Below are 26,125 nucleotides of genomic sequence, written 5' to 3' on the forward strand. Positions count from 1 at the left end.
CGATGAGCAGTACTACGAATTCGCCGACGCATCACACGTCCACGATCGGCGCCATCGGCGCGCCGAGCCGTCGCAACACCGAGCTGGCCCTGCTCGTCTTCGCCGTGGCCATCCCGGTGTTCGCCTACGCCAACGTGGGCCTGGCCATCAGCGACGAGGTCCCGTCCGGCCTGCTGAGCTACGGCCTGGGACTCGGCCTGCTGGCCGGCGTCGCCCATCTCGCCGTGCGCAGGTTCGCGCCGTACGCCGACCCGCTGCTGCTGCCGCTGGCCACCCTGCTCAACGGGCTGGGGCTGGTCGTGATCTGGCGGCTGGACCAGTCCAAGCTGCTGCAGTCGCTGCCGGGCTTCTCGCCGTCCGCACCGCGACAGCTGCTGTACACCGCGCTGGCCATCGCCGTGTTCGCCGTCGTGCTGATCTTCCTGAAGGACCACCGTGTCCTCCAGCGCTACACCTACATCTCGATGTTCGGCGCCCTGGTGCTGCTCATCCTGCCTCTGGTGCCCGGTCTCGGCGCCAACATCTACGGCGCGAAGATCTGGATCCGCATCCCCGGCCTGGGCTCCCTCCAGCCCGGCGAGTTCGCGAAGATCGTCCTCGCGGTGTTCTTCGCCGGCTACCTGATGGTGAAGCGGGACGCCCTGGCCCTGGCCAGCCGCCGCTTCATGGGCCTGTACCTGCCGCGCGGGCGCGACCTCGGCCCGATCCTGGTCGTCTGGGCGATCTCGATCCTCATCCTGGTCTTCGAGACGGACCTCGGCACCTCGCTGCTGTTCTTCGGAATGTTCGTCATCATGCTGTACGTCGCCACCGAGCGGACCAGCTGGATCGTCTTCGGTCTGCTGATGTCCGCGGCCGGCGCCGTCGGCGTGGCCAGCTTCGAGCCGCACATCCAGACCCGGGTACGCGCCTGGCTCGACCCGATGCGCGAGTACGAGCTGAGCCGCCAGATCACCCACGACGGCATCCTGCACTCCGACCAGTTGCAGCAGTCCCTGTGGGCGTTCGGTTCCGGCGGCACCCTCGGCTCCGGCTGGGGCCAGGGCCACTCGGACCTGATCAAGTTCGCCGCCAACTCCGACTTCGTCCTCGCCACCTTCGGCGAGGAGCTGGGCCTGGCCGGCGTCATGGCGATCCTGCTGGTCTACGGCCTGATCGTGGAGCGCGGCGTGCGCACCGCCCTCGCCGCCCGCGACCCGTTCGGCAAGCTGCTCGCCGTCGGCCTGTCCGGTGCCTTCGCGCTCCAGGTCTTCGTGGTGGCCGGCGGTGTCATGGGCCTCATCCCGCTGACCGGTATGACCATGCCGTTCCTGGCCTCCGGCGGTTCCTCCGTGCTGGCCAACTGGGCGCTGATCGCCATCCTGATCCGCATCAGCGACACCGCCCGCCGCCCGGCGCCCGCCCCCGCCGCCAACCCCGACGCCGAGATGACCCAGGTGGTCCGCCCGTCATGAACAAGCCCCTGCGCCGGATCGCGCTCTTCTGCGGCCTCCTCATGCTGACCCTGCTGATCCGGGACAACTGGCTCCAGTACGTCAAGGCGGACGGCCTCAAGGACGACCCGAAGAACCGCCGCGTCACCATCGCCCGGTACGCCACCCCGCGCGGTGACATCGTCGTGGACGGCGATCCGATCACCGGGTCCGCGGAGAGCAGCAAGACCGGTCTGAACGACCTGAAGTACAAGCGGACGTACAAGAACGGGCCCATGTGGGCGCCGGTCACCGGCTACGCCTCGCAGGCCTTCGGCGCCACCCAGCTCGAGTCCATCGAGGACGGCATCCTCACCGGCGACGACGACCGGCTGTTCTTCCGCAAGACGCTGGACATGGTCACCGGCAAGGAGCAGCAGGGCGGCAACGTCGTCACCACGCTCAACGGCGCGGCCCAGAAGGCGGCGTACGACGGTCTGAAGAAGCAGGGCGGCAAGGGCGCGGTCGTCGCCCTGGACCCCTCCACCGGCAAGATCCTGGCGCTGGCCTCCTACCCGTCGTACGACCCCTCGTCGTTCGCGGGCAACAGCGACGACGACGCTGCGGCCTGGAAGAAGCTCCAGAAGAAGTACAACCCCAGCGACCCGATGCTGAACCGGGCGCTGCGCGAGACCTATCCGCCCGGCTCGACCTTCAAGGTGGTCACGGCCGCGGCGGCGCTGGAGAACGGCAAGTACACCTCGGCCGACGAGAAGACCCAGTCGCCGCTGCCGTGGACCATGCCGGGCACCACCACCCAGCTGAAGAACGAGGGCAACATCCCGTGTGAGAACGCGACCATGCGTGAGGCGCTGCGCTGGTCCTGCAACACCGTCTTCGGCAAGATCGGCGCGGACCTCGGCAACGACAAGATGCTCGCGGAGGCGAAGAAGTTCGGCTTCGACGCCGAGCAGTTCACCCCGGTCCGCTCCAGCGCCTCGGTGTTCTCCGACGACATGAACCAGTCGCAGACCGCGCTGTCCTCCATCGGCCAGTACAACACCGCCGCCACGCCGCTCCAGATGGCCATGGTCGCCTCGGCGGTCGCCAACGACGGCAAGCTGATGAAGCCGTACATGGTCGACTCGCTGCAGTCCTCGAACCTGGACCCGGTCACCAAGACCGAGCCGGAGGAGCTGAGCCGGCCGCTGTCGCCGAAGAACGCGCAGGTCCTCCAGGACATGATGCAGACGGTGGTCGAGAAGGGCACCGGCACGAACGCGAAGATCGACGGCGTCACGGTCGGCGGCAAGACCGGTACGGCCCAGCACGGTGTGGAGAACAGCGAGAACCCGTACGCCTGGTTCATCTCCTACGCCAAGCTGCCCGACGGCAGCTCGCCGGTCGCCGTGGCCGTGGTGGTCGAGGACGAGAGCGCCAACCGCGACGACATCTCCGGTGGCGGCCTGGCCGCGCCGATCGCGAAGAACGTCATGGAGGCGGTCATCGACTCCAAGAAGTGACCGCTCCCCAGCCCCTGGAAGTGACGACCCTCACACCTCCTGCGCATCGCCGCACGTTGCGGTACCGGTCCTGTATCGGGTTACGGGCTTGGCCAGGTCACACAGAGCGAGCCGGGTACGGTAGGCCCGGACGGCAGCCTCCGGCCGCGCACAGGGGTGCGCGGCCGAGACCGACGGAGAGGGCTGGTAGGTAGCTATGGAAGAGCCGCGTCGCCTCGGCGGCCGGTACGAGCTGGGCCAGGTGCTCGGCCGCGGTGGCATGGCCGAGGTCTACCTCGCGCATGACACCCGGCTCGGCCGCACCGTGGCGGTGAAGACGCTGCGCGCGGACCTCGCACGCGATCCGTCCTTCCAGGCCCGGTTCCGCCGGGAGGCCCAGTCGGCCGCCTCGCTCAACCATCCCGCGATCGTCGCGGTCTACGACACGGGCGAGGACTACATCGACGGGGTCTCCATCCCCTACATCGTGATGGAGTACGTCGACGGGTCCACGCTCCGCGAGCTGCTGCACTCCGGGCGCAAGCTGCTGCCCGAGCGGGCGATGGAGATGACCATCGGCATCCTCCAGGGCCTGGAGTACGCGCACCGCAGCGGCATCGTGCACCGCGACATCAAGCCGGCCAACGTCATGCTGACCCGCAACGGCCAGGTCAAGGTGATGGACTTCGGCATCGCCCGCGCCATGGGCGACGCCGGCATGACCATGACCCAGACGGCCGCGGTCATCGGCACCGCCCAGTACCTCTCGCCGGAACAGGCGAAGGGCGAGCAGGTCGACGCCCGGTCGGACCTGTACTCGACCGGCTGTCTGCTGTACGAACTGCTGACGGTACGGCCGCCCTTCGTGGGCGACTCCCCGGTGGCCGTGGCCTACCAGCACGTCCGCGAGGAACCGCAGGCGCCGTCCGTCTTCGACCCGGAGATCACGCCCGAGATGGACGCGATCGTCCTGAAGGCGCTGGTCAAGGACCCCGACTACCGCTACCAGTCGGCCGACGAGATGCGCGCCGACATCGAGGCGTGCCTGGACGGCCAGCCGGTCGCGGCCACGGCCGCGCTCGGCGCGGTGGGCTACGGCGGCTACCCCGACGAGCAGGCGACGACCGCCCTGCGCTCGGACGCGGGCCCGGGAGCCACCACCATGCTCCCGCCGATGGGCCCGGACGACGGCGGCTACGGCTACGACGACCGCCCGGACCGCCGCCGCCAGCAGAAGAAGAAGTCCAGCACCTCCACGGTCCTCCTGGTGATCGCGGGCCTGCTGGTGCTGGTCGGCGCGATCCTGATCGGCAAGTGGGTGACCGCCGGCGGCGGGAACGACGACACCACCTTCCCGGCGCCGAACTTCGTGGGCTCCACCTACGCCAAGGCCCAGAAGATGGCGGAGAACTCCGACCTGAAGCTGGCCGAACCCGTCCGCAAGGCCTGCGAGGACCAGCCGAAGGGCAACGTCTGCTCGCAGGACCCCAAGGCCGGCGAGGACGTCGACAAGGGCGCGACGGTCAGCCTGGTGATCTCCACGGGCGCCCCGAAGATCACCGTGCCGGACGTGCTCGGCGCCCAGTACGAGCAGGCGGAGGCCCAGCTGAAGGACAAGGGCTTCGAGGTCGAGAAGAAGACCGAGGTGTCCGACCGCACACCCGGCGTGGTCACCGCCCAGGACCCGTCGGGCGGCACAAGCAAGGAGAAGGGCAGCACGATCACGCTCACGGTCGCCAAGCCCGAGGAGAAGGTCGCCGTCCCGGACCTCACCGGCAAGTCCTGCGACGAGGCGAAGGCCGCGCTCCAGGCGCAGGGTCTGGTGCCGAACTGCGCCGACACCCCGGTCACCGACCCGGCCCAGGACGGCAAGGTGCAGAACACCAACCCGCCCGCCGGCCAGCCGGTCGTCAAGAACACCAGCGTGACCGTCAACGTCGGCAAGCTGCAGCAGCAGCAGACCCCGGTGCCGAGTGTCGTCGGCAAGCAGGTGAAGGAGGCCAAGAAGATCCTCCAGCAGGCCGGCTTCAACAACATCCAGTTCGCGCCCGGCAGTTCCGGTGACGACAACGCGTTCGTCAGCCAGCAGGACCCGCAGGGCGGCGGCAACGCCGACCCGAACGCCACCACGGTCACGCTGACCACGATCTCCTTCGGCGGCGGCCAGGGACACGACAACGGCAACGGCAACAACGACAACGGCGGCAACATCTTCGGCGGCCTCGACGGCTGACGCGTCCGCCACTCGCGCGTGGGCCCTGCCGGGACGTCCCGGCAGGGCCCACGCGTCGTACCGGCCCGGGATCAGCGCAGTTCCGCCGGCGGGGTGCGGTGGCTGTCGACCTTCTCCACGCGGACCAGCTCGCCCCAGACCACGTACCGGTCGCGGGAGGTGTAGACGGGGGTGCAGGTCGTCAGGGTGATGTAGTGGCCGGGCTTGGTCCTGCCCGACTCCTTCGGGACCGCGGAGAGGACCTTGACGTTGTACTTCGAGGTCTCGGGCAGGATCGAGAAGACCTTGTAGACGTACCAGTCGTCCCGGGTCTCGAAGACGATCGGGTCGCCCTCGTCCAGCTTGTCGATGTTGTGGAACTTCGCGCCGTGGCCGTCGCGGTGGGCGGCGAGGGCGAAGTTGCCGTCCTTGCCGGTCGTGGGCAGCGTGGCCTTGACCGGATCGGTGTAGTAACCGGCGACGCCGTCGTCGAGGACGTCCGTGCCCGTGCCCTTCTCGACCAGCACCTCGCCGTTGCGCATCGCCGGCACGTGCAGGAACCCGATGCCGTCCCTGGTGTCGAGCGCGCCGGGACCGGAGTCCTTCTGCCGTGCCCAGTGCTCCCGCACCTTGTCGGCCTGCCGGTCCGCCTTGCGGTCCGCTATCACGTTGGTCCACCACAGCGAGTAGACGACGAACAGACCGAGCACCAGGCCCGCCGTGATGAGGAGTTCCCCGAAGACGCTGACCGCCAGCGCGATCCGGCCGGGGCGGCGGCGCGGGGCCGGGCCGGGTCCGGACGCGTCCGTGGTGTCTTCGGTCTCGTCGGCGGTCGCTGCCACAGTTCCTCTGCCCTTACTCGCTGAGCCGTATCCGATGCCCTACTCGATGAGCGCGTCCGGTTTGCCCTCGCTGCGGGGGCGTTCCTGGACCATCTTGCCCCAGACGATCAGCCGGTACTTGCTGGTGAACTCGGGGGTGCAGGTGGTGAGGGTGATGTAGCGGCCGGGCCCGGTGAGGCCGGAGCCCGGCGGCACGGGGTCCAGGACGCTGACGTTGGACGGCGAGGTCACCGGGAGCGTCGAGGTCACCTTGTACACGAAGTAGGTGTCCTGCGTCTCGACCACCACGGGGTCGCCGGGCACCAGCCGGTTGATGTACCGGAACGGCTCGCCGTGCGTGTTGCGGTGCGCCGCGAGGCCGAAGTTGCCGGTGCGGTCCTGGGGCATGGCCGTCTTCAGCGGGGCCTGGCCGTAGTGGCCGACCATGCCTTTGTCGAGCACCCGCTTGTTGCTGACGCCCTCCGCGATCGGCGCCACCACGTCCAGTTTCGGGATGTGCAGGATGGCGAAGCCCTGGCCCGGCTCGAAGACGCCCGGGTTGCGCTTGCCGCTGGCCCAGTCGTCCTGGAGCTGGTGCGCCTCGTCGCCGGCCTGCGCGTGGGCGCGGACGTTGGTCCACCACAGCTGGTAGGTGACGAAGAGCAGCATCAGCACACCGGTGGTGATGAACACCTCGCCGACGGCGCGGCTCGCGAGGGTGGCCGGGCTCGGCTTGCGCAGCCGCGCCTGCCGCCGGGCCTCCACCCGGGTCAGGGGCCGGTGCGGGTCCGGCTCCGCCGGGGCCGGGGCCGGGGCCGTCCGGTGGGCGCCACCGCCGTGCCGGCCGCCGCCGCGCCGCTTGGCGGCCTTTCTGCGGGCCGCACGGCCGCCCGGGGCGACCGGGGCGTCCGGGGCGGCGGAAGAGGCCGCAGCGGGACGCGCAGCGGCCCCCGCGGGTCCTACGGCCCGCAACGCCATCGTCTCGTCATCACGGGCGCCCACCGGCACAGCACCGCTCCCGCGGGGCGGCGGCACGTCCCGACCGTCCCCCATCGACCGCCCCGACGACGTCACCCGGGGCATGGGCGCGGTCGGCGGATCATCGGTCACGCGGGCCACCGGAGCGCTCCCGGCCTCACCGTGCCTCGGCGCCGACCGGTTCGCCCCGGCCACCCGAGGCATGGGCGCGGTCGGCGGATCGTCCATTACCCGGGCCACCGGCACAGACGGGCCTTGCCCGGCCGCACCCGGCCTCGGCGCACCCCCGGCCTGCCCAGCCGCGCCGGGCAGCGGCGCACCCCCGGCCTGCCCAGCCGCGCCGGGCAGCGGCGCACCCCCAGGTCCGCCCGACACACCGTGCCTCGGCGCCGAGCGGTTCGCCCCGGTCACCCGGGGCATGGGCGCGGTCGGCGGATCGTCCGTCACCCGGGGGGCCGGTGCACCCCCCGCCCCGCCGGTCACACCCCGTCCCGTCGCGCCGGGCGTGCCGTGCCCCGGTGCTGGTCGGGTCGGGGCGGGCAGGCGGGGCATCGGGGCTGTCGGTGGGTCGTCCGCCGGGTGGGGGGCCGGGGTCGGTCGCGCGCCGCCGGGGGACTCGTACGGTCTGTCGCCGTCGTACAAGTCCTCGCGCTCGGGGCGCAGCGCGGTCACGCCGTGGCCCTGCCCACCACCGGGGCGAGCCCCGCCGACCTCGCCACGGCGTCGTGGTCGCCGCACTCCGCCAGCCAGTTGGCCAGCATCCGGTGGCCGTGCTCGGTCAGCACCGACTCGGGGTGGAACTGCACGCCCTCGACCGGGAGTTCCCGGTGCCGCAGGCCCATGATGATGCCGTCGTGGGTGCGGGCGGTCACCTCCAGCTCGGCCGGGACCGTGGCCGGTTCGGCGGCCAGGGAGTGGTAGCGGGTCGCCGTGAAGGGGGAGGGCAGGCCGGCGAAGACGCCCTTGCCCCCGTGCTCGACCAGGGAGGTCTTGCCGTGCAGCAGCTCGGGCGCCCGGTCGACCACACCGCCGTACGCCACCTGCATCGACTGCATGCCGAGGCACACGCCGAAGACCGGGACGCCGGTGGCCGCGCAGTGCCGGACCATGTCCACGCACACGCCCGCCTGCTCCGGTGTGCCGGGGCCGGGCGAGAGCAGCACGCCGTCGAAGCCGTCCTGGGCGTGTCCGGTCGCCACCTCGTCGTTGCGCAGCACCTCGCACTCGGCGCCGAGCTGGTACAGGTACTGGACGAGGTTGAAGACGAAGCTGTCGTAGTTGTCGACGACGAGAATCCGCGCACTCACTGGTTGTCCACCGTCACATCGTTGAAGGGCAGCAGCGGCTCGGCCCACGGGAAGACGTACTGGAACAGGACGTAGACCACGGCCAGGACCAGTGCCAGCGAGACGAGCGCCTTCATCCACGCGTTGCCCGGCAGATGCCGCCAGATCCAGCCGTACATGCCGTCCCTTGCCGTCCCTTCCGTGTCCCCTACGGCACCCGACCCACGCCGTACCTCACCAGACTAACGGCGCGGGGCCTGTCGCAGGCGTGCATCGGCGGGCCCCGCCCCGGCGCAGAGGTGTTCTACTCCACGGGCCTGGCGTAGTGCAGGTCGACGGTGCCCGAGTAGCCGGGCAGGGTGACCGTCCCGTCGTCGGTGACCTTCCAGCCCAGGCCGTAGACGTTGACGTACACCATGTAGGTCTGGATCGCCTTGCTGTCCGCGAGGGACTGCTTGAGCCGGTCCGGGTCGCCGACCGCCGTGATCTTGTACGGCGGTGAGTAGACGCGGCCCTGGAGGATCAGGGTGTTGCCGACACAGCGCACGGCGCTGGTGGAGATCAGCCGCTGGTCCATGACCTTGATGCCCTTGGCCCCGCCCTGCCACAGCGCGTTCACCACGGCCTGGAGGTCCTGCTGGTGGATGACCAGGTAGTCGGGCTGCGGCTCGGGGTAGCCGGGCAGCTTGGCGGTGGCGCCCGGCGGCGCGTCGTTCAGCGTGACGGTGACGGCCCGGCCGGTCAGCCGGTCGGTGCCCGCGCTCTTCTCCAGCCCGCTGCGCGCGCGGTCCTCGGCCTCGGTGCTGCCGTCGTCGCTCTCGGCCAGCGACTCCACGCTGTCGCGCAGGGTGGCGTTGGACTCGTCCAGCTCCTTGTTCTTGCGGCTGCGCTGCTGGATCAGGTCGGACAGCTTCAGCAGGGAACTGTCCTGGCGGATGTCGGTGCCCCGGGCCGTGTTGAAGCTGGTGAAGAAGATGAGCCCGGCGAGCGCGAAGACGGCCGCCGTGAGCACCCGCACCGGCCGCAAGCGCGGCCTGCGGGCGGGAGCGGGGCCCGTTGCTCCCGTCCCGGGGGAGTCGGCAGAATTGCTCAACGTACCCTTATCTCCTTCGGCGCCACGGAAGCACTACGCTAACGGACGCCCGGGGGAGCACACGAAGTCGTCATGCCGGCCCTTTGTACGCTGCCCCGAGCCCGACCCAGCTACCTGCGCGGCCACGCAGCGCATCGACAGGAGAGACCCTCGTGCCGAAGTCACGTATCCGCAAGAAGGCCGACTTCACGCCGCCCCCGGCGAGGCAGGCGCAGGCCATCAAGCTGACCAACCGGGCCTGGGTCGCGCCGGTCATGCTGGCCATGTTCCTGATCGGCCTGGCCTGGATCGTCGTCTTCTACGTGACGGACGGTTCGCTGCCCGTCGACAGCCTGGACAACTGGAACATCGTGGTCGGCTTCGGCTTCATCGCCGCCGGGTTCGGTGTCTCCACGCAGTGGAAGTAGCAGGGCGGCCCACAGCTCTGCCCAAGACCCTCCGCCGAGTTATCCACAGCGGTTTTCCACAGTGGGGAAAAAGAACGACGATCTGTGGATAACTCATCGGGTGTTGACGCCGGTGTGACTGGCCCACCACACCTCAGACACCCGTTCGCCCCCTGCCTGAGCTGCGGAAACTCATTCGAGCGGCAGGGGGCACAGCTGTGTCCGCACCGTATGCACAAGATTCGCCACGCGCTGTGGACAACGGTTCGGGAACTGTGTGTTCCCCCACTCGGTCAGGTGAGCTGAGCGGTTCTGACCAGCGCGAGGGCCAGCGCCAGGATGAGGACGACCGCGCAGGTGCCGTACTGCACCAGCGACCGGTTCTCCCGGGGCGCGTGCACCATCGCGTACCCCGTGACGACACCGGCGACCAGCCCGCCGATGTGCGCCTGCCAGGCGATGTGCATGGACGGGTTGAACGTGAAGATCAGGTTGACCACCAGCAGCGCGAGGACCGGCCGCAGGTCGTAGTTGAGCCGGCGCATCAGCACGGCGGTGGCGCCGAAGAGGCCGTAGATCGCGCCCGAGGCGCCGAGCGAGGCGGTGTCCGGGGCCGTGAGCAGATAGGTCAGCGCGCCGCCGGCCAGCCCGGAGACGAAGTACACCGCCAGATAGCGGGCCCGGCCGAGGGCGGCCTCCAGCGGGCCGCCCACCCACCACAGGCTGAGCATGTTGAAGCCGAGGTGCCAGTACTCCTCGTGGGAGAACATCGACGACACGAAGCGGTACCACTCGCCCGCGGCGACTCCCGAGGTGGGCGCGAACGGCTTCGACGGCAGGGCGCCGTAGAGCACGAAGTCGTACCCGAGCGAGGGGCGGGCCTTGATCGCGACGAACACCGCGAGGTTGACCGCGATCAGCAGCTTGGTGAGCAGCCGGGGATCGGCCGTGACCGTGCCGCCGGCGAGCGTGCGCGGCCGGGACGCCTGGGGCGGGGGTGTCTCGCCGGTGCCGCCGCGGGCGCAGTCCGGGCACTGGAAGCCGACGGAGGCGCTGACCATGCACTCGGGGCAGATGGGCCGTTCGCAGCGGGTGCAGCGCACGCCGGTCTCACGGTCCGGATGCCGGTAGCACCCGGGCACGCTGCGGGCGTCCCGCGCGCTCCCTGCGGCCTGCTCCATCAGATCCCCTTGGTCGTCTCGTCCGGTCGTCGTCCCGGTGCCCGGCGGCACCGTCCTGCTCCGCTCATCCTTACGGACGAGCGGTGTGTTTGGTTCCCTCCGGAGCCCTCGGCGCGGGCGGCTCAGCCCGCGCGCGACTCGACGAGCACCGTCTCGATCACGACGTCGAGGAGCGGCCGGTCGTCGCGTCCCGTCGGCACGCTCGCGATGGCGTCGACGACCTTCCGCCCGGCCGGGCCGGTGACCTCGCCGAAGATGGTGCGCTTGCCGTTCAGCCAGGTGCTCGGGGTGACGGTGATGAAGAACTGGGAGCCGTTGGTGCCTGGGCCGGCGCTGGCCATCGCCATCAGGTACGGGGTGTCGAAGGCCAGGTCGGGGTGGCACTCGTCCTCGAAGCCGTAGCCGGGGCCGCCCAGGCCGTTGCCCAGCGGATCACCGCCCTGGATCATGAACCCGCCGATGACGGAGTGGAAGACCGTGCCGTCGTAGAGCCGGTCCCTGCTGCGCACCCCGGTGCGCGGATGGGTCCACTCGCGTTCGCCGCGGGCCAGTTCGACGAAGTTCCGGACCGTGACGGGCGCGTGCAGCGGGAAGAGCCGCACCTCGATGTCGCCGAGGGTGGTCTTCAGGGTGGCATACAGCTGGTCGGCCACGGTCCGCCTTCCTTCGTCGTCAGCCGCGGTACCCCAGATCCTTCCACGCTCCCGGGCCCGCGTCGCCGGTCCGTCGCCGCACCGGTCCGCCGCCACGCCGGGCGGGTGTCCGGCACCCGTATGCCCGTCCGCGCGTGCTACACCGGCGACCGGCAGGCATGATCCGTAAAAGGGTGGAAAGTCGAATTACCGTACGCCACCGAGGAGGAGGAACCCGTGACCCGCATCGAGAGCGTGCGCGCCGCGACCGGCTCGGCGAAGGACAGCGTGCTGCACGCCGCGGAAGTGGTGGCGCCCTACGCCGACACGGCCAAGGAGCGTGCCGCGTACTACGCGCAGGAGGCACGCGTACGGCTGGCGCCCGTGGTGTCGCAGGCCGCGGAGCAGGCCCGCGTGCAGTACGACGCCCGGCTCGCCCCGCGTCTGGAGCAGGCACTCGCGCACGTCCCGCCGAAGGTGGACCTGGCCGCGCAGGAAGCCGCCGTCCGTACCCGCAAGGCGGCCGCCCAGGCCGCCGCCTACTCCCGTCCCAAGATCGAACAGGCGCGGGCCGCGGCCGGTCCGGTCCGTGACGAGGCCGCCGCGCGCAGCGCCGCCGCCCTGGCCGCACTGCGCGGCCAGGTCTCGGCGCGGGACATCCAGAAGCTGGTCCGGCGGGCCGAGCGGCGCTCCCGCACCGGCCGCACCGTGAAGACGGCCGCGGTGCTGGCCGTCCTCGCGGGCGGTGCCTTCGCGGCCTGGAAGTGGTGGGACAAGCAGGCCAACCCCGACTGGCTGGTCGAACCGCCCGCGGCCACGGAGGTGCCGGACTCGCCCCGGCTCACCTCGGTCGACGGCACCGGCCTGGACCCCGAGGTGCAGGCCAAGCAGTCGGAGGAGGACGAGGCCGGCGACGACCAGCCGTGAGCCCGGCCCCCGTCCCCGTCCGGGCAGGCACTTTCGCGCGTACCCGCACACCGGTCCCACGGTGTGCGGGTACGCGCGCATGCCCCCGGATCACCCCTTCGGGTGGCCGCCCGTCCGCGCGTAGCGGCTAGCGGGGCGCGGCAGGCGCAGATGGCCGCGCAGCGTCGTCGCGTCGTACGCCGTACGGAACACCCCACGCCGTCGGAGTGCGGGCACCAGGGCGCGGGTGATCCCGGCCAGGTCGTGCGGGAGCACGCCGGGCCGCAGCCGGAAGCCGTCGAGCCCGGCCTCCCGCCAGTCCAGCAGCAGGTCGGCGAGTGCGTCGGCGGTGCCGGTGAACACCTCGGCGTCGGAGGCGAGTTCCGCGCCGTCCAGCTCGTCCAGGCGGGCCTTGCGGCGCGCGGCGGCGCCCGGCTCACCGTCCAGGAAGACGAGCAGGTCCGCGAACCGCAGCAGCGGCCGGGCCCGCGTGTCCCGGCCTACGCGGCCGGCGGCCGCGTCCACCTCGGCGAGGATCGCCGCGGCCCCCGCGCGGTCGTGCGGCGTCACCCACACGACGTCGGCGGAGCGCGCCGCGAACTCGTACGGCACGGTGGCGTGCGCCAGGCTCATCACCGGCGGCAGGCCCTGCGGCGGGCGCGGGACGACGGCCGGGCCCCGGACGCCGAAGTACTCGCCCCGGAAGTCGACGGGGTGCACCTTGTCCCGGTCGAGGAAGCGGCCGGTGGCGGCGTCCCTGATCTCCGCGTCGTCCTCCCAGCTGTCCCACAGCCGCCGGGCCGCCTCCACCGCGTCGGCGGCCTCGTCGAACAGCGCGCTCAGCCGCCGGCCGATCCGCTCCGGGTCGCGGGCGTCGTCGTCGCTGAGCAGCGGTGTCGTACGGCGGCCGAAGTGGGCCGCGTCGGCGGCCCGCGCGGCGACCTGCGGGCGCCAGCCGGCCCGGCCGGTGCTCGCGTGGTCCAGGGTGGCGATGCCGGCGGAGACGTGGAACGGCTCGGTGTGGGTGACGTTCGCGGTCGGGACCAGGCCGATGTGCGTGGTCAGCGGCGCCACCCGGGCCGCGAGCAGGACCGCGTCCAGGCTCCCGCGGACCTGGTCGGTGCGGTCGTCGGGCCGGTGGAAGGCGGCCGACCGCATCCCGAGCGCGTCCTCGAAGGTGACGAAGTCGAGCAGGCCGCGTTCGGCCTCGGTGACCAGGTCCGTCCAGTAGCCGGCGCCGAACAGCTCCGCGGGCCGGGCGTCCGCGGCGCGCCAGGCCGCCGGGTGCCAGCCGGCGGCGTCCAGGGCGACGGCGAGGTGCAGCGGGCGCGCGGTCACGAGACCTCCTGCCCGGCGGCGGAGACCGCCGGCTGTCCGGCGGTGGCCTCGGGGGCCCGTCGCGGGGCGGGGCCGAGGCCCAGGTGGTCGCGCAGGGACGGGCCCGTGTAGTCCCGCCGGAAGACGCCCTTCTCCTGGAGCAGCGGCACCACCCGGTCCACGAAGTCGTCCAGGCCGCCGGGCGTGAGCTGCGGGACGAGGACGAAGCCGTCGGCGCCGCCGCTCTGCACGAAGTGGTCGACCGCGTCGGCGACGGTGTGCGGGGCGCCGACGAAGGTCTGCCCGCCGGACATCTCGATGACCAGCTCCCGGATGCTCAGGCCGCGCTCCTCGGCGAGGGACCGCCAGCGCCGGGCGGTCTCGGCGCGGTCCCGGCGGAACAGCGAGTGGCCCCGGAGCAGTTGCGCGCCGGGCTCCGGATCGATGTCGGGCAGCGGCCCGTCGGGGTCGTAGCCGGACAGGTCGCGGCCCCAGACCGCCTCCAGGTGCGCGAGCGCGGTCCGCGGGCCGATCTGGGCGCGGGTGATCTCCTCGGCGTACGCGGCGGCCTCCGCGTCGCTGTCGGCCACCACCACGGTGGCCGTCGGCAGGATCTTCAACTGGTCCGGGGTACGGCCGTACCGGGCCAGGCGGCCCTTGACGTCCTGGTAGAAGGCGCGGGCCTGGTCGAACCGGTCGTACTTGCTGAAGACGACGTCGGCCTCGGCGGCGGCGAACTCGCGGCCCGGACCGGACTCGCCCGCCTGGATGATCACCGGGTGCCCCTGGGGCGGGCGCGGCGTGGTGAACCGGCCGGAGATGCCGAAGTGCGTCCCGTGGTGTGCGAAGCGGCCGGCGCCGGGCCGGACGAACGCGCCGGCCGTCGCGTCCGCGCGCAGGTCCTCCTCGGCCCAGCTGTCCCACAGCTCGCGCGCGGTGGCCAGGAACTCCGCCGCGCGCCCGTACCGGTCGGACTCGGCGAGGAAGCCGCCCCGCCGGAAGTTCTCCCCGGTGAAGGCGTCGAAGCTGGTCACCACGTTCCAGGCGGCGCGTCCGCCGCTGAGGTGGTCGAGCGTGGCCAGCCGGCGCGCCACCTCGTAGGGCTCGTTGAAGGTGGCGTTGACGGTGGCGGCGAGGCCGAGCCGGGTGGTGACCGCGGCCAGGGCGCTCAGCTGGGTGAGGTTCTCCGGCCGGCCCGCCACGTCCAGGTCGTACAGCTCCCCTTTGTGCTCGCGCAGCCGCAGCCCCTCGGCCAGGAAGAAGAAGTCGAACCGGCCGCGTTCGGCGGTCCGCGCGAGGTGCCGGAAGGAGTCGAAGGCGATCTGGCTGCGCGAGCGCGGGTCCGACCAGACGGTCACGTTGTGGATGCCGGGAAGCTGGGCCGCGAGGTGCACCTGTCTGCGGGCGGTGCCGGGCCCGCTCATGAGGCGGCCGGGGAGACGGGGCGCCGCGGGAACGCGGCGGGCGCGGGCGGCGGGATCTCGGACACGGGGGGACCTCCAGGCGGGGTCGGTGTAGGGGATGGGGCAGGGGGCCGGGTGCGGTCCGCGGGTGGGAGCGGGGCCGGGTGGGGCGCGTTCCCGTGCTCCGTCCGGGTCGCGGCGGCCGGGGTCACGCCGGGGGCCGTTCGGCGGGGAAGCCGTGGCGCCGGGCGAGCGCGACGACGGCGATCACCGGCAGCATGAGCAGCAGCACGCTCCACGGCAGCGAGTCGCTGCCGCTCAGGCCGAGCAGCACACCGCCGAGGACTCCGCCGCCCGCCATGGCGACGTTCCACAGCGTCACCAGCATGGCCTGGGCCGCGTCGGCCGCCTCCCCGCCCGCGTCACCGGCCGCGGTCTGCAGCAGGGTCGGCACCCCGCCCCAGCCCAGGCCCCACAGCACGGCGGCGACGTAGACCAGCGCGGTGTGGTCCGCGAGCACGGCCAGCACCGCGGCGGCCACCGCGACCAGCACGGAGCCGGCGAGGGTGAGCGCGCGCAGCCGCTGGTGGATCCGGGCGCCGACGATCCAGATGCTCACCAGGCAGGCGGCGCCGAAGACCAGCAGCACCAGGTCGGTCTGCCCGCCGAGGCCGAGGTCGTCGAGGAACGTGGCGATGTAGGCGTAGACGAGGGTGTGGGCCAGGACGAAGACCAGCGTCACGAACAGCACCGGGACCACGCCCGGGACCCGCAGGGCGCGCAGCATCCTCGGCCGCTCGCCGCCCTCCTGGCCCGGGAAGTCCGGTACGGCCACGGCGATCCACGCCAGCAGCACGACCGTCAGCGCGGTCATCGCGAGGAACGCCACGCGCCAGTCGGTCACCTGGCCGAGGAAGGTGCCGGCGGGCACGCCGAGCGAGAGCGCGACCGGGATGCCCGCCATCGCGACGGCGATCGCCCGGCCCTGGAGGTGCGGCGGGGCGAGCCGGCGCGCGTACCCGGCGAGCAGCGCCCAGGCCAGGCCCGCCGCGACGCCGGCGACGAAACGCGCCGCCATGGTCAGCCCGTAGAGCGAGGAGACGGCGGTGACGGTGTTGGCCACGGCGAAGCCGGCCATGGCGGTCAGCAGCAGCCGCTTGCGGCGCCAGCGGGCGGTCGCCGCCGTCAGCGGGATCGCGGTCAGCGCGGTGCCGAGCGCGTAGACCGTGACCGTCTGCCCGGTCGCGGACTCGCTCCGGCCGAGGTCGTGGCTGATCGCCGGGAGCAGGCCCGCGGGCAGCGTCTCGGTGAGGCTGGTGATGAAGACGGCGGTGGCGAGGGCCAGCAGGGCGGACATGGGCAGTTTCCGCGGCTGTTCGCCGGCCCGCCGGGAACTCGCCCCGGCGCCGGTGCGCGCGGACGCACCGGCCTCGGTGTCGGGTGTGGTGCTCATGGGTGTGCTCCAGGAGTTCGGACGTCGGGGATCGGGGCGGGGCGCCGCCGGTGTTCGGGGCCGGGGGCCGCCGTGGTGTTCGGCGGGCGGTGTCCGGTGCGCCGCCGAGGAGTTCGGTCCGCCGCCGAGGAGTGCGGTCCGCCGCCGAGGAGTGCGGTCCGCCGCCGTGGAGTGCGGCGGGCGGTGTCCGGTGCGCCGCCGTGGTCGGGCGGTGCCCGGTGCGCGGTCAGGGCCGGCCGAGGCCTCCGTCGACCGGGAACCGGACGCCGGTGGTGAACGTGGCGTCGGTGGCCAGGAAGAGCGCGGCCCGGGCCACCTCCTCGGCGGCGCCGAGGCGGCCCAGGGGCGGCAGGGGCCCGCCCGCGCCGCCCGGCGCCTCGATACAGCCCGGCGCCACGGCGTTCACGCGGATGCCGCGGCGGACCAGCTCGGCGGCGAGAGCCTGCACGGCGGCGGTCGAGCAGACCGGGGTCATCAGGACGACCGCACCGCCGTCCCGCAGGTGCGGCAGCAGCGGCCGGGCGGTGGCCACGACATCGGCGAACAGCAGGTCGGCCAGGCCGCCGGGGCCCAGGCAGGCGGTCACGTCGGCGGGCGCGACGACCCGGGCGGCGGAGCCCAGCTCCCCGCACAGGCGGTGGCGCTGCGCCTCGGTGCGGGCGGTCAGCACGACCCGGGCGCCGCCCTCCACCAGGCGCTTGGCCACGGCCAGCCCGATGGCGGTGACCTCTTCGACGACTACGGCCGTCCGGCCCGCGTACCTGGTCATCCCGCTGCCTCCTCCGCCGCACCCTGCTTCGACCGCCGGTGCACACGACCCTGCGCCGGCGCGCTTCGGGAAACCTTCGGAACGGCTGACGGCCGGCTGACGGTCGGCCGTCGGCTCAGGGGCCGCTGCGAGCGGCCTGTGCACGGCTCACGAGCGGCGGCGGGCGGCACGATGCCCTGACGTACAGTGACGCGCATGCGGTTTGGGGTGCTCGGCCCACTGGCGGTGTGGGACGACGAGGGGGCGGCCGTCAGGGTTCCGGAGGCGAAGGTCCGGGCGCTGCTCGCCGACCTGCTGGCGCACGACGGCGGACCGGTCTCCGCGGACCGCCTCATCCACGACCTGTGGGGCGACCGCCCGCCCGGCCGGCCCACGGGCGCGCTCCAGGCGAAGGTCTCGCAACTGCGCCGGGCGCTGGGCCGGGACCGCGTACCGCGCCAGCCGGCCGGTTACCGGCTGCGGCTGGACGACACCGACGAGGTGGACGCCGTACGGTTCCGCGAGCTGGTGGAGCGGGCCCGCGCCGTCCCGGACCCGGACCGGCGGGCCGCCCTGCTCACCGAGGCGCTGGGACTGTGGCGCGGACCGGCCTACGCCGACTTCGCCGACCACGCCTTCGTCCGCGGGGTGGCACAGCGCCTCGCCGAGCAGCGGCTGTCCGTGCTGGAGGAGCAGGCCGAGGCCCGCCTCGCGGCCGGCGACCACGTCCTCCTCGCCGGGGAGCTGGCCGGCCTGGTGGCCCGGCATCCGCTGCGAGAACGGCTGCGCGCGCTCCAGATACGGGCGCTGTACGCGGCGGGCCGGCAGGGCGAGGCGCTCGCGGCCTACGACGAGCTGCGCGCGCGGCTCGTCACCGAACTGGGCGTCGAACCGGGCCCCGGACTCGCCGCCCTGCACCAGGCGGTACTGCGCCAGGACCCCGGTCTGACACCGCCCCCGCGGACCGCGCCCGCCCTCGGCGCCCTCCCCGGGACACCCGCGCCCATGGCACCTACGACCACGGTCACTAAGACGCCCACGGAAGCGCCCGGGCCCGGCGCCCCCGCCCTCCCCGGCCCCTCCGGCCTGCCCGCCTCCCTCACCCCGCTCATCGGCCGCCGCGAAGCCCTCGGCCGGCTCTCCGGGCTGCTGCGCACCTCCCGCCTGGTGACGCTCACCGGTCCCGGCGGAGTGGGCAAGACCCGGCTGGCCGTGGCGGCGGCCGACGCGCTGGGCGGTACCGCCACCGCCGCCGGACTGCCCGACGGCATCTGGTTCGTGGAGTTCGCCGGGGTCGCCGACGGAGCCGTCGCCGACCTGGCCCAGGTCGTCGCCGCGTCGCTCGGCATCAGCGACCACGCGCCCGCCGCCGTACCGCTCTCCGGCGCCGGCACCGGAGACCGGTCGCCGGCGCGGCGCCTCGCGGCCGTGCTCCGCGACCGGCGCGCGCTGCTCGTCCTGGACAACTGCGAACACGTCGTCGACGCCGCCGCCGAACTCACCGCCCTGCTGCTCGGCACCGCGCCCGGCCTGCGCGTGCTGGCCACCAGCCAGGAGCCGCTCGGGCTGCCGGGCGAGGAGGTCTTCCTGGTCGAGCCGCTGCCGACCGCCGACGCGGTGCGGCTGTTCGCCCAGCGCGCCGCCGCCGCGGCGCCCGGCTTCGCCCTCGGCCCCGGCGCCTGCGACGACGCCGACCGGGCCGCCGTCACGGAGATCTGCCGCCGCCTGGACGGCATCCCGCTCGCCCTGGAGCTGGCGGCGACCCGGGTCCGCGCGCTGGGCGTGCGCGAGCTGGCGGCCCGGCTCGGCGACCGCTTCCGGCTCCTGTCCTCGGGCCGGCGCGGCGCGCCCGAGCGTCAGCAGACCCTGCGCGCGGTGATCGACTGGAGCTGGGAGCTGCTGAGCGCGCCCGAGCGCATCGTGCTGCGCCGGCTGGCCGTGTTCAGCGACGGCTGTGACCTGCGGGCGGCCGAGGCGGTGTGCGCGGGCGACGGTGTCACCGCGGCGGAGGTGCCCGACCTGGTGACCCGGCTGGTCGACCGGTCCCTGGTGGTCGTCGTACCCGGACCGGCCGGCCCGCGCTACCGGCTGCTGGAGTCCGTCGCCGCCTACGCGACCGAGCGGCTGCACGAGATGGCGGACCTCGCCGCCGTACGCGACCGGCACCTGCGCCACTACCTCGCGCTCGCCGAACGCGCCGAGCCCGAGCTGCGCGGTCCCGGGCAGCGGTCCTGGCTCGCCCGGCTCGACGCCGAGTCCGGCAATCTGCGCGCCGCCCTGGACGAGGCCGTGCGCCGGGCCGCCGCGGGCGCCCCCGGGCAGGCCGCGCGGCTGGCCGTCGCGCTGGCCTGGTGGTGGCTGCTGCGCGGCCGGTTCACCCAGGCCCGTCGCGCTCTGCGCGCGGTCCTGGACACCCTGCCGGCCGCCGCCCCGGACTCCGTGCCGTCCGAACTGACGCTGCTGCACACGGCGTTCGCCCTGCTCACCGGCGACCGGGAACCGGCCGCCACCCTGCCGGACGACACCGCGCTGCCGACCGGGACCGCCCTGGCGAGCGACACCGCCGTACCGAGCCAGGCCGCCGTAGCGGGCGCGCCCGCCGTGCCCCACCCGGTGTGCCGGGCGCGGTCACTGTGGCTGTGCGCGTACGGCCTGTTCAGCACGGGCTCGACGGCCGGCAGCGAGGAACTGAACGACCGGGCGCTGGCGTTGTTCACCGCCGCCGGCGACCGCTGGGGCACCGCCGCCGCGCTGGGCCTGCGGGCCACGCTCGCGCTGGTCCGGGGCGACCTCGCCGGGCTCGGACGGGACGGACGGCGCAGCGCCGCGCTCTTCCGCGAGGTGGGCGACCGCTGGGGCGAGCTGCAGACGGTCTCGCCGCTCGCGAACCTCGCGGAGATCAAGGGCGAGTACGAGGAGGCCGCGAACCGCCAGCACGCAGGGCTGCGGATGGCCCGCGAGCTGGGCCTCGCGGCGGAGGTGTCGGCCCGGCTGTCCGGTCTGGGCCGGCTCGCGCTGCTGGCCGGCGACTGGGACCGGGCGCGTGACCTGCACGAACAGGCGCGGCGCAGCGCGGCCGAGCAGGGCTACAAGTACGGCGAGATCCATTCCGGGATGGGGCTCGCGCTCGGTGCCCGCCGCTCCGGCGACCTGGACGCCGCCGAAGCGCACCTGGCGGAGCTGCGCGACGGCTACGCGGACGTGTCCTCGCAGGCCGGCGACCATCTGCTGCTGGCCGAACTGGGGTTCGTCGCGGAGCTGCGCGGCGACGCCGGGGCGGCCGCGGATCTGCATCTGCGCGGCCTGGACGTGGCCCGCGCGATCGGCGAGCCGCGCGCCCTGGCGCTGTCCCTGGAGGGCCTGGCCGGCGCGGCGGCCCGGTACGGCACCGGGCCCGCCGCCGGCTGCGCGGCCCTGCTGCTCGGCGCGGCCGACGCGGCCCGGCGCGGCGTGGACGCGCCGCTGCCGCCGGCCGAGCGCGCCGACGTGGACCGGATCACGCGCGCGGCCCGCGCCGTCCTGGGCGAACGGGCCTTCGGCGAGGCGTTCGGCCAGGGGGCGCGGCTGGCACCGGAGGAGGCGCTGCGCGAGGCCGCGCCGGTCCTAGACGGCCTCGCACGCGCCGCCCACGACTGAGCGGAACGCCCGCTTCAAGCCGTATCAGCCCGGGATATCCAGTTCGGCGAGCCGGGCCCGCAACTGCTCGTTCTCCCGCTCCAGGGCGTCCAGGCGGGCACGGACCGGAGCGAGCGCCGACTCCAGTTCCCGCTCGGTGTAGCGCGGGGTGATGTGCTGGCGGCAGTTCCAGTTGAGGCCCTCGACCTGGACGACCATCAGGCGCTCCACCTGTCCGTCGGTGCGCCGGCGGCCGAGGCGCTCGGTGAGCGCGGGGTCCTCGTCGAGCGGGACGGTGCGGGCCCGGCCGAACATCTTCAGCCGGGCCTGCCGGGCGTAGTCCATGAAGAACAGCGCCACCCGCTCCGAGGCCCGCACGTTGCCGGTGGTGACGTACTGCCGGTTGCCGCGCACCTCCGCCCAGGCCAGCCGCCGTTCGTCCAGGACGTGCACGAAGCCGGGCGGGCCGCCGCGGTACTGGACGTAAGGCCAGCCGGTCTCGCTCGCGGTGGCGAGGTAGAACCCGTCGCGCGTGGTGAGGAACGCGGCCTCGTCGGGGCCGAGTTCGTCCGGCCGGGCGTCGTCCTGGGCGAGGGCCCGTAACCCGAGCTGGGCGCTGCCCTCCTCCTCCTGGACCCGGCGCACGCTGTCCGTGTAGACCAGGTGTGCGTACCGTCCCATCCGGTCTCCTCCTTCTCCGCGGCCGCCGGTTCCGGGCGGCTCCGCGGTCCCTGATCCGGTTTCTTGCCCTGGCTAGTCCCCGGCCTCGCTCCGGGCCCGGCCCTCGTCGCCCCCGGCCTCGCCCCGGTCCCGGGGAACGGCCGGTGCGGCGCCCAGGACCGCGGTGAGCAGGCCGGGGAAACGCCGGTCCAGTTCCTCGCCGCGGATGCGGCTCACCCGGGTGTTGCCCCGCAGCCGGGTCTCGACCAGGCCGCTCTCGCGCAGGGTGCGCAGGTGGTGGGAGACGGTGGAGCGCTTGACCGGCAGGTCCAGTCCGCCGCAGGGCGCCTCGCCGAGGTCGCCGAGCAGCCGTACGATCCGCAGCCGCACCGGGTCCGCGAGGGCCTGCAGCACGGTGCCGATCTCCACCGTGCCGAGGTCCGGCTGCGGCAGCCGGGTCTCCTCCGTCGTGCGCATCCCGCCTCCAGGCCGTGCCCGCGGGCACCTATGTCGATGTGGCTCGACAGCTACGATACACATCGAACAACTACTACGATGCTCATCGACATAGCCGACGCCCATCGAATGGCAGGTGTCTCCATGCCCCTCACCCACGCGCCGGCCGGGCGGACCTGGCGGACCCACGCCGGTGTGCTCGCGCTCGGCACCTTCGCCGTCGGGACCGACGCCTTCGTCATCGCCGGCCTGCTGCCCGAGATCAGCGGCTCCCTCGGCGTCTCCCTCGGCGCGGCAGGCCAGTTGGTGAGCGTCTTCTCCCTGGCCTACGCGCTGCTCTCGCCGGTGCTCGCCGCGCTCACCTCCCGCTGGTCACGGCGTACGGTGCTGATCACGGCGCTCGCCGTGTTCGCGGCAGGCAACGTGGTGACCGCCCTCGCCCCGGCCTACCCGCTGGTGCTGGCGGCCCGGGTGATCGCCGCGGCGGGCGCCGCGCTGTTTACCCCCAACGCGGGCGCGACCGCGGCCACGCTGGCCGGTCCCGAGCGGCGCGGCCGGGCCATCGCGATCGTCACCGTGGGCCTGACCGGGTCGCTCGCCCTGGGCGCCCCGCTCGGCACCGCCCTCGGCGACGCGCTGGGCTGGCGGGCCGCCCTGTGGTTCGTCACCGCGCTGGCCCTGCTCGTCGCCCCGGTCATCGCCGTACGGCTGCCCGACGTCCCCGCCGCCGGACCCGCCCCGCTGCGCCGGCGCCTCGCCCCGCTCACCGACCGCCGGACGGCCGGCGTGCTGGCCGGCACCCTGATCGCGTTCACCGGCATCTACCTGCCCTACACCTACATCAGCGCCCTCTTCGCGCCCGCCACCGGCGGGGACGGCGGCAAAGTGGCCGTCCTGCTGCTGGTGTTCGGCCTGGCCGGCACCGCCGGCAACCTCACCGCCGGCCGGCTGGCCGACCGCAGGGGACCGGCCACGGTCGTCATCGGGGCGACACTGCTGCTCACCGCCGTCTACGCGCTCATGGCCCTCGGCCGCTCCTCCTACCCGGCGGCCGCCGCGCTGACCGCGGTGGGCGGCGTCGCCTCCTGGTCGGTGACCGCGCCCCAGCAGCAGCGCGTCATGGCACTGGCCGGGCCCGGCGGCGCGCCGCTGGCGGTCTCCCTCAACGCGGCCGTCATGTATCTGGCCATTTCCCTGTCCAGCGTCCTGGGCGCCGGCATCCTCGGCACCGCGGGCGCCGTCTGGATCGCCTGGGCGGGCGCCGCCTTCGTCCTCGCCGCGGCGGCCGTCACGGCCGTCACCGCCCGCACGGAGCGCACCGGACCCGCGCCACAGCCCCGGAAGAGCGCGGCACCCGTGCCGGATCGGCCACCGGCCGCTCGGCGCGAGACCTCCTGAGAGGCCCGGACGGCATACGGTGGGCGCTCGGCGAGCCGGTCCCGGCCGGTCCGCCCTCCTCAACTGCCGCCACGAAGGCCCTTCTTGATGCCCACAGCCCGTCCGTCCGATCCGACGTCCACCACCGGAACGCCACCCATGGCCCCCGGCTCCGCGCCCCCGCGCCGCCCCGTCCCCCTCTGGCTGCTCCCGGCGCTGTGGACCGTCGCGCTCGGTCTGTGGGGACTGTCGCGGGAGGACAGCCTGTGGCGGGACGAGGCCGCGACCTGGCAGGCCGCCCGGCGCTCCCCGGCGGGCCTGCGCCTTCTGCTGGAGCACGTCGACGTCGTCCACGGCTGCTACTACCTGCTGATGCACGGGCTGTTCACCTGCTTCGGCGCCGGCACCACGACCCTGCGGCTGCCCTCGGTGCTGGCCATGGCGGTGGCGGCGGCCTGTGTCACCACCGTCGGCCACCGGCTGGGCGGCGCCCGGACGGGCCTGGCGGCCGGAATGGCGTTAGGACTCCTCCCGGCCGTGCAGTTCCACCTCCAGGAAGGCCGCCCCTACGCGCTGGTCGCGGCCGGCGCCGGCCTCTCCACCCTGCTCCTCGTCACCGCGCTCCAGGGGCCCGTCCGCACCCGGACCTGGGTCGCGTACGGCGGCACGGTCGCGCTGACGGGCTGGCTCAACTGGCTGTCGCTGCTGCTCCTCGCGGCCCACCTGACGACCTTGCTGTGGGTACGGCCCGGACGCGGGACCGGGTGGCGCTGGGCACTGGCGTCCGCCGCCGCCACGGCCGGTGTGCTGCCGCTGATCCTCGTCAGCCGGGACCAGTCCGGGCAGGTGGCGTGGATCCCGCCCCTGTCCTGGCACCTGCTGATCGGCCCCGCGGTCCTGCTGGCGATCGGCGGCGCCTGTGCCCTGCTGGAACGCCCCCGGGGCTCCCGGCTGTCCGTCGCGGCCGTCGGCTTGCCGCTGCTGGCGGTGCCCCAGACCTGTCTGATCGCCGTCTCCCTGGTCAAACCCCTGTTCCTGGACCGCTACGTCCTCTTCGGCATGCTCGGGCTGGCGCTGCTGATCGGCACCGCCGTCGACGCGGCGGTCCGGGCGGCCGTCCCCCGGTTCCCCGGGGCCGCGAAGTGGCTCCTGCCCGCCGTCGTCGTCACGGCGGTGCTGGCCCTGCTGCCCGAGTCGCTGGCCATGCGGTCACCGGCGAGCAGGGTGGACGACGTCCTGGCCGTCGCTGCGGACGTACGGCGGATGAAGCCGGACGGCAGCGCCGTGCTGTTCCTCCCGTCGGACCGCCGGGACACCGCCGTCGTCACCCCGGACGCCTTCACCGGTCTGCGCGACATCGCGCTGGTCCGCGGCCCCGAGGAGTACGGGAACTTCCGGGGCGTGGAGGCGCGCGCGGCCGACCTCCGCACCGCGATGCTGGCCGAGCGGCACATCGTCCTGGTGACGGACGCGACCGGGGCGGCGAGAGCGGCGGTCACGGAACAGGACAAGACAAAGATGTCCGTGCTGCGCAGCCACTTCACGCCGGTGGCGGACCGGCAGGTCCGCGGCCGCCGGGTGACGCTGTACGAACGGACCGCACCGCCCTCACCCTGAACGCACCCCGGCCACCCGTGACCGGCGCGCTCCTGGGCAAGGCCGGTCCGGAGGACCGGGCCCATACCGAGGACCCGGCCCATGCCACCGACCGCGCCCGTGCCGAGGACCGGCGCCGGCCCCGCAGCCCCTCAGACGGCGACCAGCGTCCGGCGGTACCACCGCGCCGACTCCGCGAACCCGGTCTCGAAGTCCGCGGCGGGGGACAGCCGCAGGTCACGCCAGAGCGGCCCGCCGTCGAACCAGTGGTCGGTCCGCAGCATGTCGAGCGCGTGCGCCAGCCGGGCGTCCCCCGCCAGCCGCGCCCGGGCCTCGGCCACGGTCAGCTCCCCGCGCGGCCAGGGCAGCCCGGCGCACGCGGCGACCGCGCGCAGCAGCGTCGCCGCGCCGACCGGCACCGGATGGGCCGAGTGGTACGTCCGGGCGGTCAGAGCGGGCTCGGGCGCGAGGCCGGTCCCGACCACGAGGCGGGCCAGGTCCGGCGCGGAGACCAGCGAGACACGGGCGGTCCAGCCCTCCACCGTGCCGGGCAGCGCGCGCAGCAGCCGGACGATGCCGGGGACCACCCACCTGTCCCCGGGACCGTGGACCAGATGGGGCCGCAGCACGATCCCGCCGGCTTCGAGCACGGCGTCCTCGGCCCTGGCCCGGCTCACCGACGTCGGCGAACTCGGGTTCCTGACCAGTTGTCCGGGCGCGGCACCCCGGAAGGTGCCCCGGCCGTAGACGGACGCGGTGCTCACGTACACGATGCGGGGCACGCCGCAGCGGCGGGCCTCGGCGACCAGGTTTCTCGTACCGCGGGCGTTGACGGCCTCGTTGCCGCCGGGCTCCGCGCCGATGTACGACGCGCAGTGCAGCACGACGTCCACGCCCTCGCACACGCCGCGCAGCGACGCGGGGTCGGTGAGATCGGCCGGCAGGAGGCGCTGCCCGGACCCGGCGGCGACCGGACGGCTGTGGGACAGCAGGGTGAGGGCCGCGCCCTGCCGCGCGGCCTCGTGGGCCACGTGGCCGCCGACGAAACCCGCGGCCCCGGTGATCAGGACGGTACGCACGTGGGACTCTCC

General features: G+C 73.9%; 22 protein-coding genes. 8 read left to right on the plus strand and 14 right to left on the minus strand.

Going from position 1 to position 26,125, the window contains the following annotated elements; all coding sequences use genetic code 11:
- Positions 1-2 precede the first annotated feature (2 nt).
- The 3 genes from ACH4OA_RS07855 (at position 3) to pknB (ending at position 5,147) form a co-directional block, all read left to right on the plus strand.
- On the plus strand, positions 3-1,454 hold the full coding sequence (locus ACH4OA_RS07855) for an FtsW/RodA/SpoVE family cell cycle protein (RefSeq protein WP_397945949.1): 1,452 nt from the start codon (positions 3-5) through the stop codon (positions 1,452-1,454).
- The gene (locus ACH4OA_RS07860) at positions 1,451-2,935 is read left to right on the plus strand and encodes a penicillin-binding protein 2 (RefSeq protein WP_365872850.1); all 1,485 of its coding nucleotides are present in this window, start codon (positions 1,451-1,453) and stop codon (positions 2,933-2,935) included. The genes ACH4OA_RS07855 and ACH4OA_RS07860 overlap by 4 nt, the downstream gene beginning before the upstream one ends.
- A 196-nt stretch (positions 2,936-3,131) precedes the next feature.
- Entirely contained in the window at positions 3,132-5,147 is a 2,016-nt protein-coding gene (gene pknB / locus ACH4OA_RS07865; RefSeq protein ID WP_397936476.1) for a Stk1 family PASTA domain-containing Ser/Thr kinase, read from the plus strand.
- Between the two features lie 71 nt (positions 5,148-5,218).
- Here pknB and ACH4OA_RS07870 read toward each other — a convergent pair whose 3' ends face one another.
- The 5 genes from ACH4OA_RS07870 to ACH4OA_RS07890 all read right to left on the minus strand — a co-directional run bounded on the left by ACH4OA_RS07870 (position 5,219) and on the right by ACH4OA_RS07890 (position 9,304).
- Complete coding sequence (locus tag ACH4OA_RS07870; protein ID WP_365872845.1) at positions 5,219-5,968, minus strand: class E sortase; 750 nt, start codon at positions 5,966-5,968, stop codon at positions 5,219-5,221.
- Positions 5,969-6,007: 39 nt separating this feature from the next.
- On the minus strand, positions 6,008-7,030 hold the full coding sequence (locus ACH4OA_RS07875) for a class E sortase (protein ID WP_397968361.1): 1,023 nt from the start codon (positions 7,028-7,030) through the stop codon (positions 6,008-6,010).
- Between the two features lie 563 nt (positions 7,031-7,593).
- The gene (locus ACH4OA_RS07880) at positions 7,594-8,232 is read right to left on the minus strand and encodes an aminodeoxychorismate/anthranilate synthase component II (protein WP_397936478.1); all 639 of its coding nucleotides are present in this window, start codon (positions 8,230-8,232) and stop codon (positions 7,594-7,596) included.
- Positions 8,229-8,390: a hypothetical protein gene (locus ACH4OA_RS07885; RefSeq protein ID WP_365872841.1), complete on the minus strand. Its 162-nt coding sequence runs from the start codon at positions 8,388-8,390 to the stop codon at positions 8,229-8,231. The genes ACH4OA_RS07880 and ACH4OA_RS07885 overlap by 4 nt, the downstream gene beginning before the upstream one ends.
- Positions 8,391-8,515: 125 nt before the next feature.
- Positions 8,516-9,304 (minus strand): DUF881 domain-containing protein, encoded by a 789-nt coding sequence (locus ACH4OA_RS07890; RefSeq protein WP_397945947.1) that lies wholly within the window; start codon positions 9,302-9,304, stop codon positions 8,516-8,518.
- Between the two features lie 152 nt (positions 9,305-9,456).
- On the opposite strand from ACH4OA_RS07890, the gene crgA reads away from it, so the two are divergent.
- A complete protein-coding gene (crgA, locus tag ACH4OA_RS07895; RefSeq protein ID WP_365872837.1) occupies positions 9,457-9,711 on the plus strand; it encodes a cell division protein CrgA in 255 nt (84 codons plus the stop codon).
- Between the two features lie 272 nt (positions 9,712-9,983).
- Here crgA and ACH4OA_RS07900 read toward each other — a convergent pair whose 3' ends face one another.
- Together ACH4OA_RS07900 and ACH4OA_RS07905 are read right to left on the minus strand one after the other, a co-directional pair.
- On the minus strand, positions 9,984-10,871 hold the full coding sequence (locus ACH4OA_RS07900) for a rhomboid family intramembrane serine protease (RefSeq protein WP_365872835.1): 888 nt from the start codon (positions 10,869-10,871) through the stop codon (positions 9,984-9,986).
- Positions 10,872-10,993: 122 nt separating this feature from the next.
- The gene (locus tag ACH4OA_RS07905; protein ID WP_397936482.1) at positions 10,994-11,524 is read right to left on the minus strand and encodes a peptidylprolyl isomerase; all 531 of its coding nucleotides are present in this window, start codon (positions 11,522-11,524) and stop codon (positions 10,994-10,996) included.
- Between the two features lie 216 nt (positions 11,525-11,740).
- Here ACH4OA_RS07905 and ACH4OA_RS07910 point away from each other — a divergent pair, with 216 nt between their 5' ends.
- Positions 11,741-12,430, plus strand: coding sequence for a DUF5324 family protein (locus ACH4OA_RS07910; protein ID WP_365872831.1), 690 nt, complete (start codon positions 11,741-11,743; stop codon positions 12,428-12,430).
- 90 nt (positions 12,431-12,520) lie between these two features.
- Here ACH4OA_RS07910 and ACH4OA_RS07915 read toward each other — a convergent pair whose 3' ends face one another.
- The 4 genes from ACH4OA_RS07915 to ACH4OA_RS07930 form a co-directional block, all read right to left on the minus strand.
- Positions 12,521-13,747, minus strand: coding sequence for an LLM class flavin-dependent oxidoreductase (locus ACH4OA_RS07915; RefSeq protein WP_397936485.1), 1,227 nt, complete (start codon positions 13,745-13,747; stop codon positions 12,521-12,523).
- Positions 13,744-15,150, minus strand: a complete 1,407-nt coding sequence (locus ACH4OA_RS07920) for an NtaA/DmoA family FMN-dependent monooxygenase (RefSeq protein ID WP_397968143.1) — start codon at positions 15,148-15,150, stop codon at positions 13,744-13,746. The genes ACH4OA_RS07915 and ACH4OA_RS07920 overlap by 4 nt, the downstream gene beginning before the upstream one ends.
- A 187-nt stretch (positions 15,151-15,337) precedes the next feature.
- Complete coding sequence (locus ACH4OA_RS07925) at positions 15,338-16,582, minus strand: MFS transporter (protein ID WP_397936489.1); 1,245 nt, start codon at positions 16,580-16,582, stop codon at positions 15,338-15,340.
- Between the two features lie 226 nt (positions 16,583-16,808).
- Positions 16,809-17,351 (minus strand): SDR family oxidoreductase, encoded by a 543-nt coding sequence (locus ACH4OA_RS07930; protein ID WP_397936491.1) that lies wholly within the window; start codon positions 17,349-17,351, stop codon positions 16,809-16,811.
- Positions 17,352-17,546: 195 nt separating this feature from the next.
- On the opposite strand from ACH4OA_RS07930, the gene ACH4OA_RS07935 reads away from it, so the two are divergent.
- Positions 17,547-20,966, plus strand: a complete 3,420-nt coding sequence (locus ACH4OA_RS07935; protein ID WP_397968146.1) for a BTAD domain-containing putative transcriptional regulator — start codon at positions 17,547-17,549, stop codon at positions 20,964-20,966.
- Between the two features lie 24 nt (positions 20,967-20,990).
- Here the strand turns inward: ACH4OA_RS07935 and ACH4OA_RS07940 are convergent, their stop codons facing one another.
- Positions 20,991-21,626 carry a pyridoxamine 5'-phosphate oxidase family protein gene (locus ACH4OA_RS07940; protein ID WP_365872819.1) on the minus strand — a complete coding sequence of 212 codons (636 nt, stop codon included), beginning with the start codon at positions 21,624-21,626 and terminating at the stop codon, positions 20,991-20,993.
- A 72-nt stretch (positions 21,627-21,698) separates the two neighbouring features.
- On the minus strand, positions 21,699-22,082 hold the full coding sequence (locus ACH4OA_RS07945; RefSeq protein ID WP_397945940.1) for an ArsR/SmtB family transcription factor: 384 nt from the start codon (positions 22,080-22,082) through the stop codon (positions 21,699-21,701).
- Between the two features lie 123 nt (positions 22,083-22,205).
- Here ACH4OA_RS07945 and ACH4OA_RS07950 point away from each other — a divergent pair, with 123 nt between their 5' ends.
- Together ACH4OA_RS07950 and ACH4OA_RS07955 are read left to right on the plus strand one after the other, a co-directional pair.
- Entirely contained in the window at positions 22,206-23,459 is a 1,254-nt protein-coding gene (locus ACH4OA_RS07950; protein ID WP_365872815.1) for an MFS transporter, read from the plus strand.
- Between the two features lie 138 nt (positions 23,460-23,597).
- Complete coding sequence (locus ACH4OA_RS07955; protein WP_397945939.1) at positions 23,598-25,055, plus strand: hypothetical protein; 1,458 nt, start codon at positions 23,598-23,600, stop codon at positions 25,053-25,055.
- Between the two features lie 131 nt (positions 25,056-25,186).
- Here the strand turns inward: ACH4OA_RS07955 and ACH4OA_RS07960 are convergent, their stop codons facing one another.
- Positions 25,187-26,113, minus strand: coding sequence for an NAD-dependent epimerase/dehydratase family protein (locus ACH4OA_RS07960; RefSeq protein WP_397968150.1), 927 nt, complete (start codon positions 26,111-26,113; stop codon positions 25,187-25,189).
- Between the last annotated feature and the right edge of the window lie 12 nt (positions 26,114-26,125).

The sequence above is a fragment of the Streptomyces sp. NPDC017095 genome, assembly GCF_044332325.1.
Lineage (GTDB): Bacteria > Actinomycetota > Actinomycetes > Streptomycetales > Streptomycetaceae > Streptomyces.

Bases quoted from the DNA above. Each gene is read 5' to 3' on its own strand.
- ACH4OA_RS07875 (WP_397968361.1), bottom strand. From the start codon at position 7,030: ATGCCCCGGGTGACGTCGTCGGGGCGGTCGATGGGGGACGGTCGGGAC.
- ACH4OA_RS07940 (WP_365872819.1), bottom strand. From the start codon at position 21,626: ATGGGACGGTACGCACACCTGGTCTACACGGACAGCGTGCGCCGGGTC.
- ACH4OA_RS07925 (WP_397936489.1), bottom strand. From the start codon at position 16,582: ATGAGCACCACACCCGACACCGAGGCCGGTGCGTCCGCGCGCACCGGC.
- ACH4OA_RS07955 (WP_397945939.1), top strand. From the start codon at position 23,598: ATGGCCCCCGGCTCCGCGCCCCCGCGCCGCCCCGTCCCCCTCTGGCTG.
- ACH4OA_RS07885 (WP_365872841.1), bottom strand. From the start codon at position 8,390: ATGTACGGCTGGATCTGGCGGCATCTGCCGGGCAACGCGTGGATGAAG.
- ACH4OA_RS07945 (WP_397945940.1), bottom strand. From the start codon at position 22,082: ATGCGCACGACGGAGGAGACCCGGCTGCCGCAGCCGGACCTCGGCACG.
- ACH4OA_RS07855 (WP_397945949.1), top strand. From the start codon at position 3: ATGAGCAGTACTACGAATTCGCCGACGCATCACACGTCCACGATCGGC.
- pknB (WP_397936476.1), top strand. From the start codon at position 3,132: ATGGAAGAGCCGCGTCGCCTCGGCGGCCGGTACGAGCTGGGCCAGGTG.
- ACH4OA_RS07935 (WP_397968146.1), top strand. From the start codon at position 17,547: ATGCGGTTTGGGGTGCTCGGCCCACTGGCGGTGTGGGACGACGAGGGG.
- ACH4OA_RS07920 (WP_397968143.1), bottom strand. From the start codon at position 15,150: ATGAGCGGGCCCGGCACCGCCCGCAGACAGGTGCACCTCGCGGCCCAG.
- ACH4OA_RS07930 (WP_397936491.1), bottom strand. From the start codon at position 17,351: ATGACCAGGTACGCGGGCCGGACGGCCGTAGTCGTCGAAGAGGTCACC.
- ACH4OA_RS07860 (WP_365872850.1), top strand. From the start codon at position 1,451: ATGAACAAGCCCCTGCGCCGGATCGCGCTCTTCTGCGGCCTCCTCATG.
- ACH4OA_RS07900 (WP_365872835.1), bottom strand. From the start codon at position 10,871: ATGGAGCAGGCCGCAGGGAGCGCGCGGGACGCCCGCAGCGTGCCCGGG.
- ACH4OA_RS07950 (WP_365872815.1), top strand. From the start codon at position 22,206: ATGCCCCTCACCCACGCGCCGGCCGGGCGGACCTGGCGGACCCACGCC.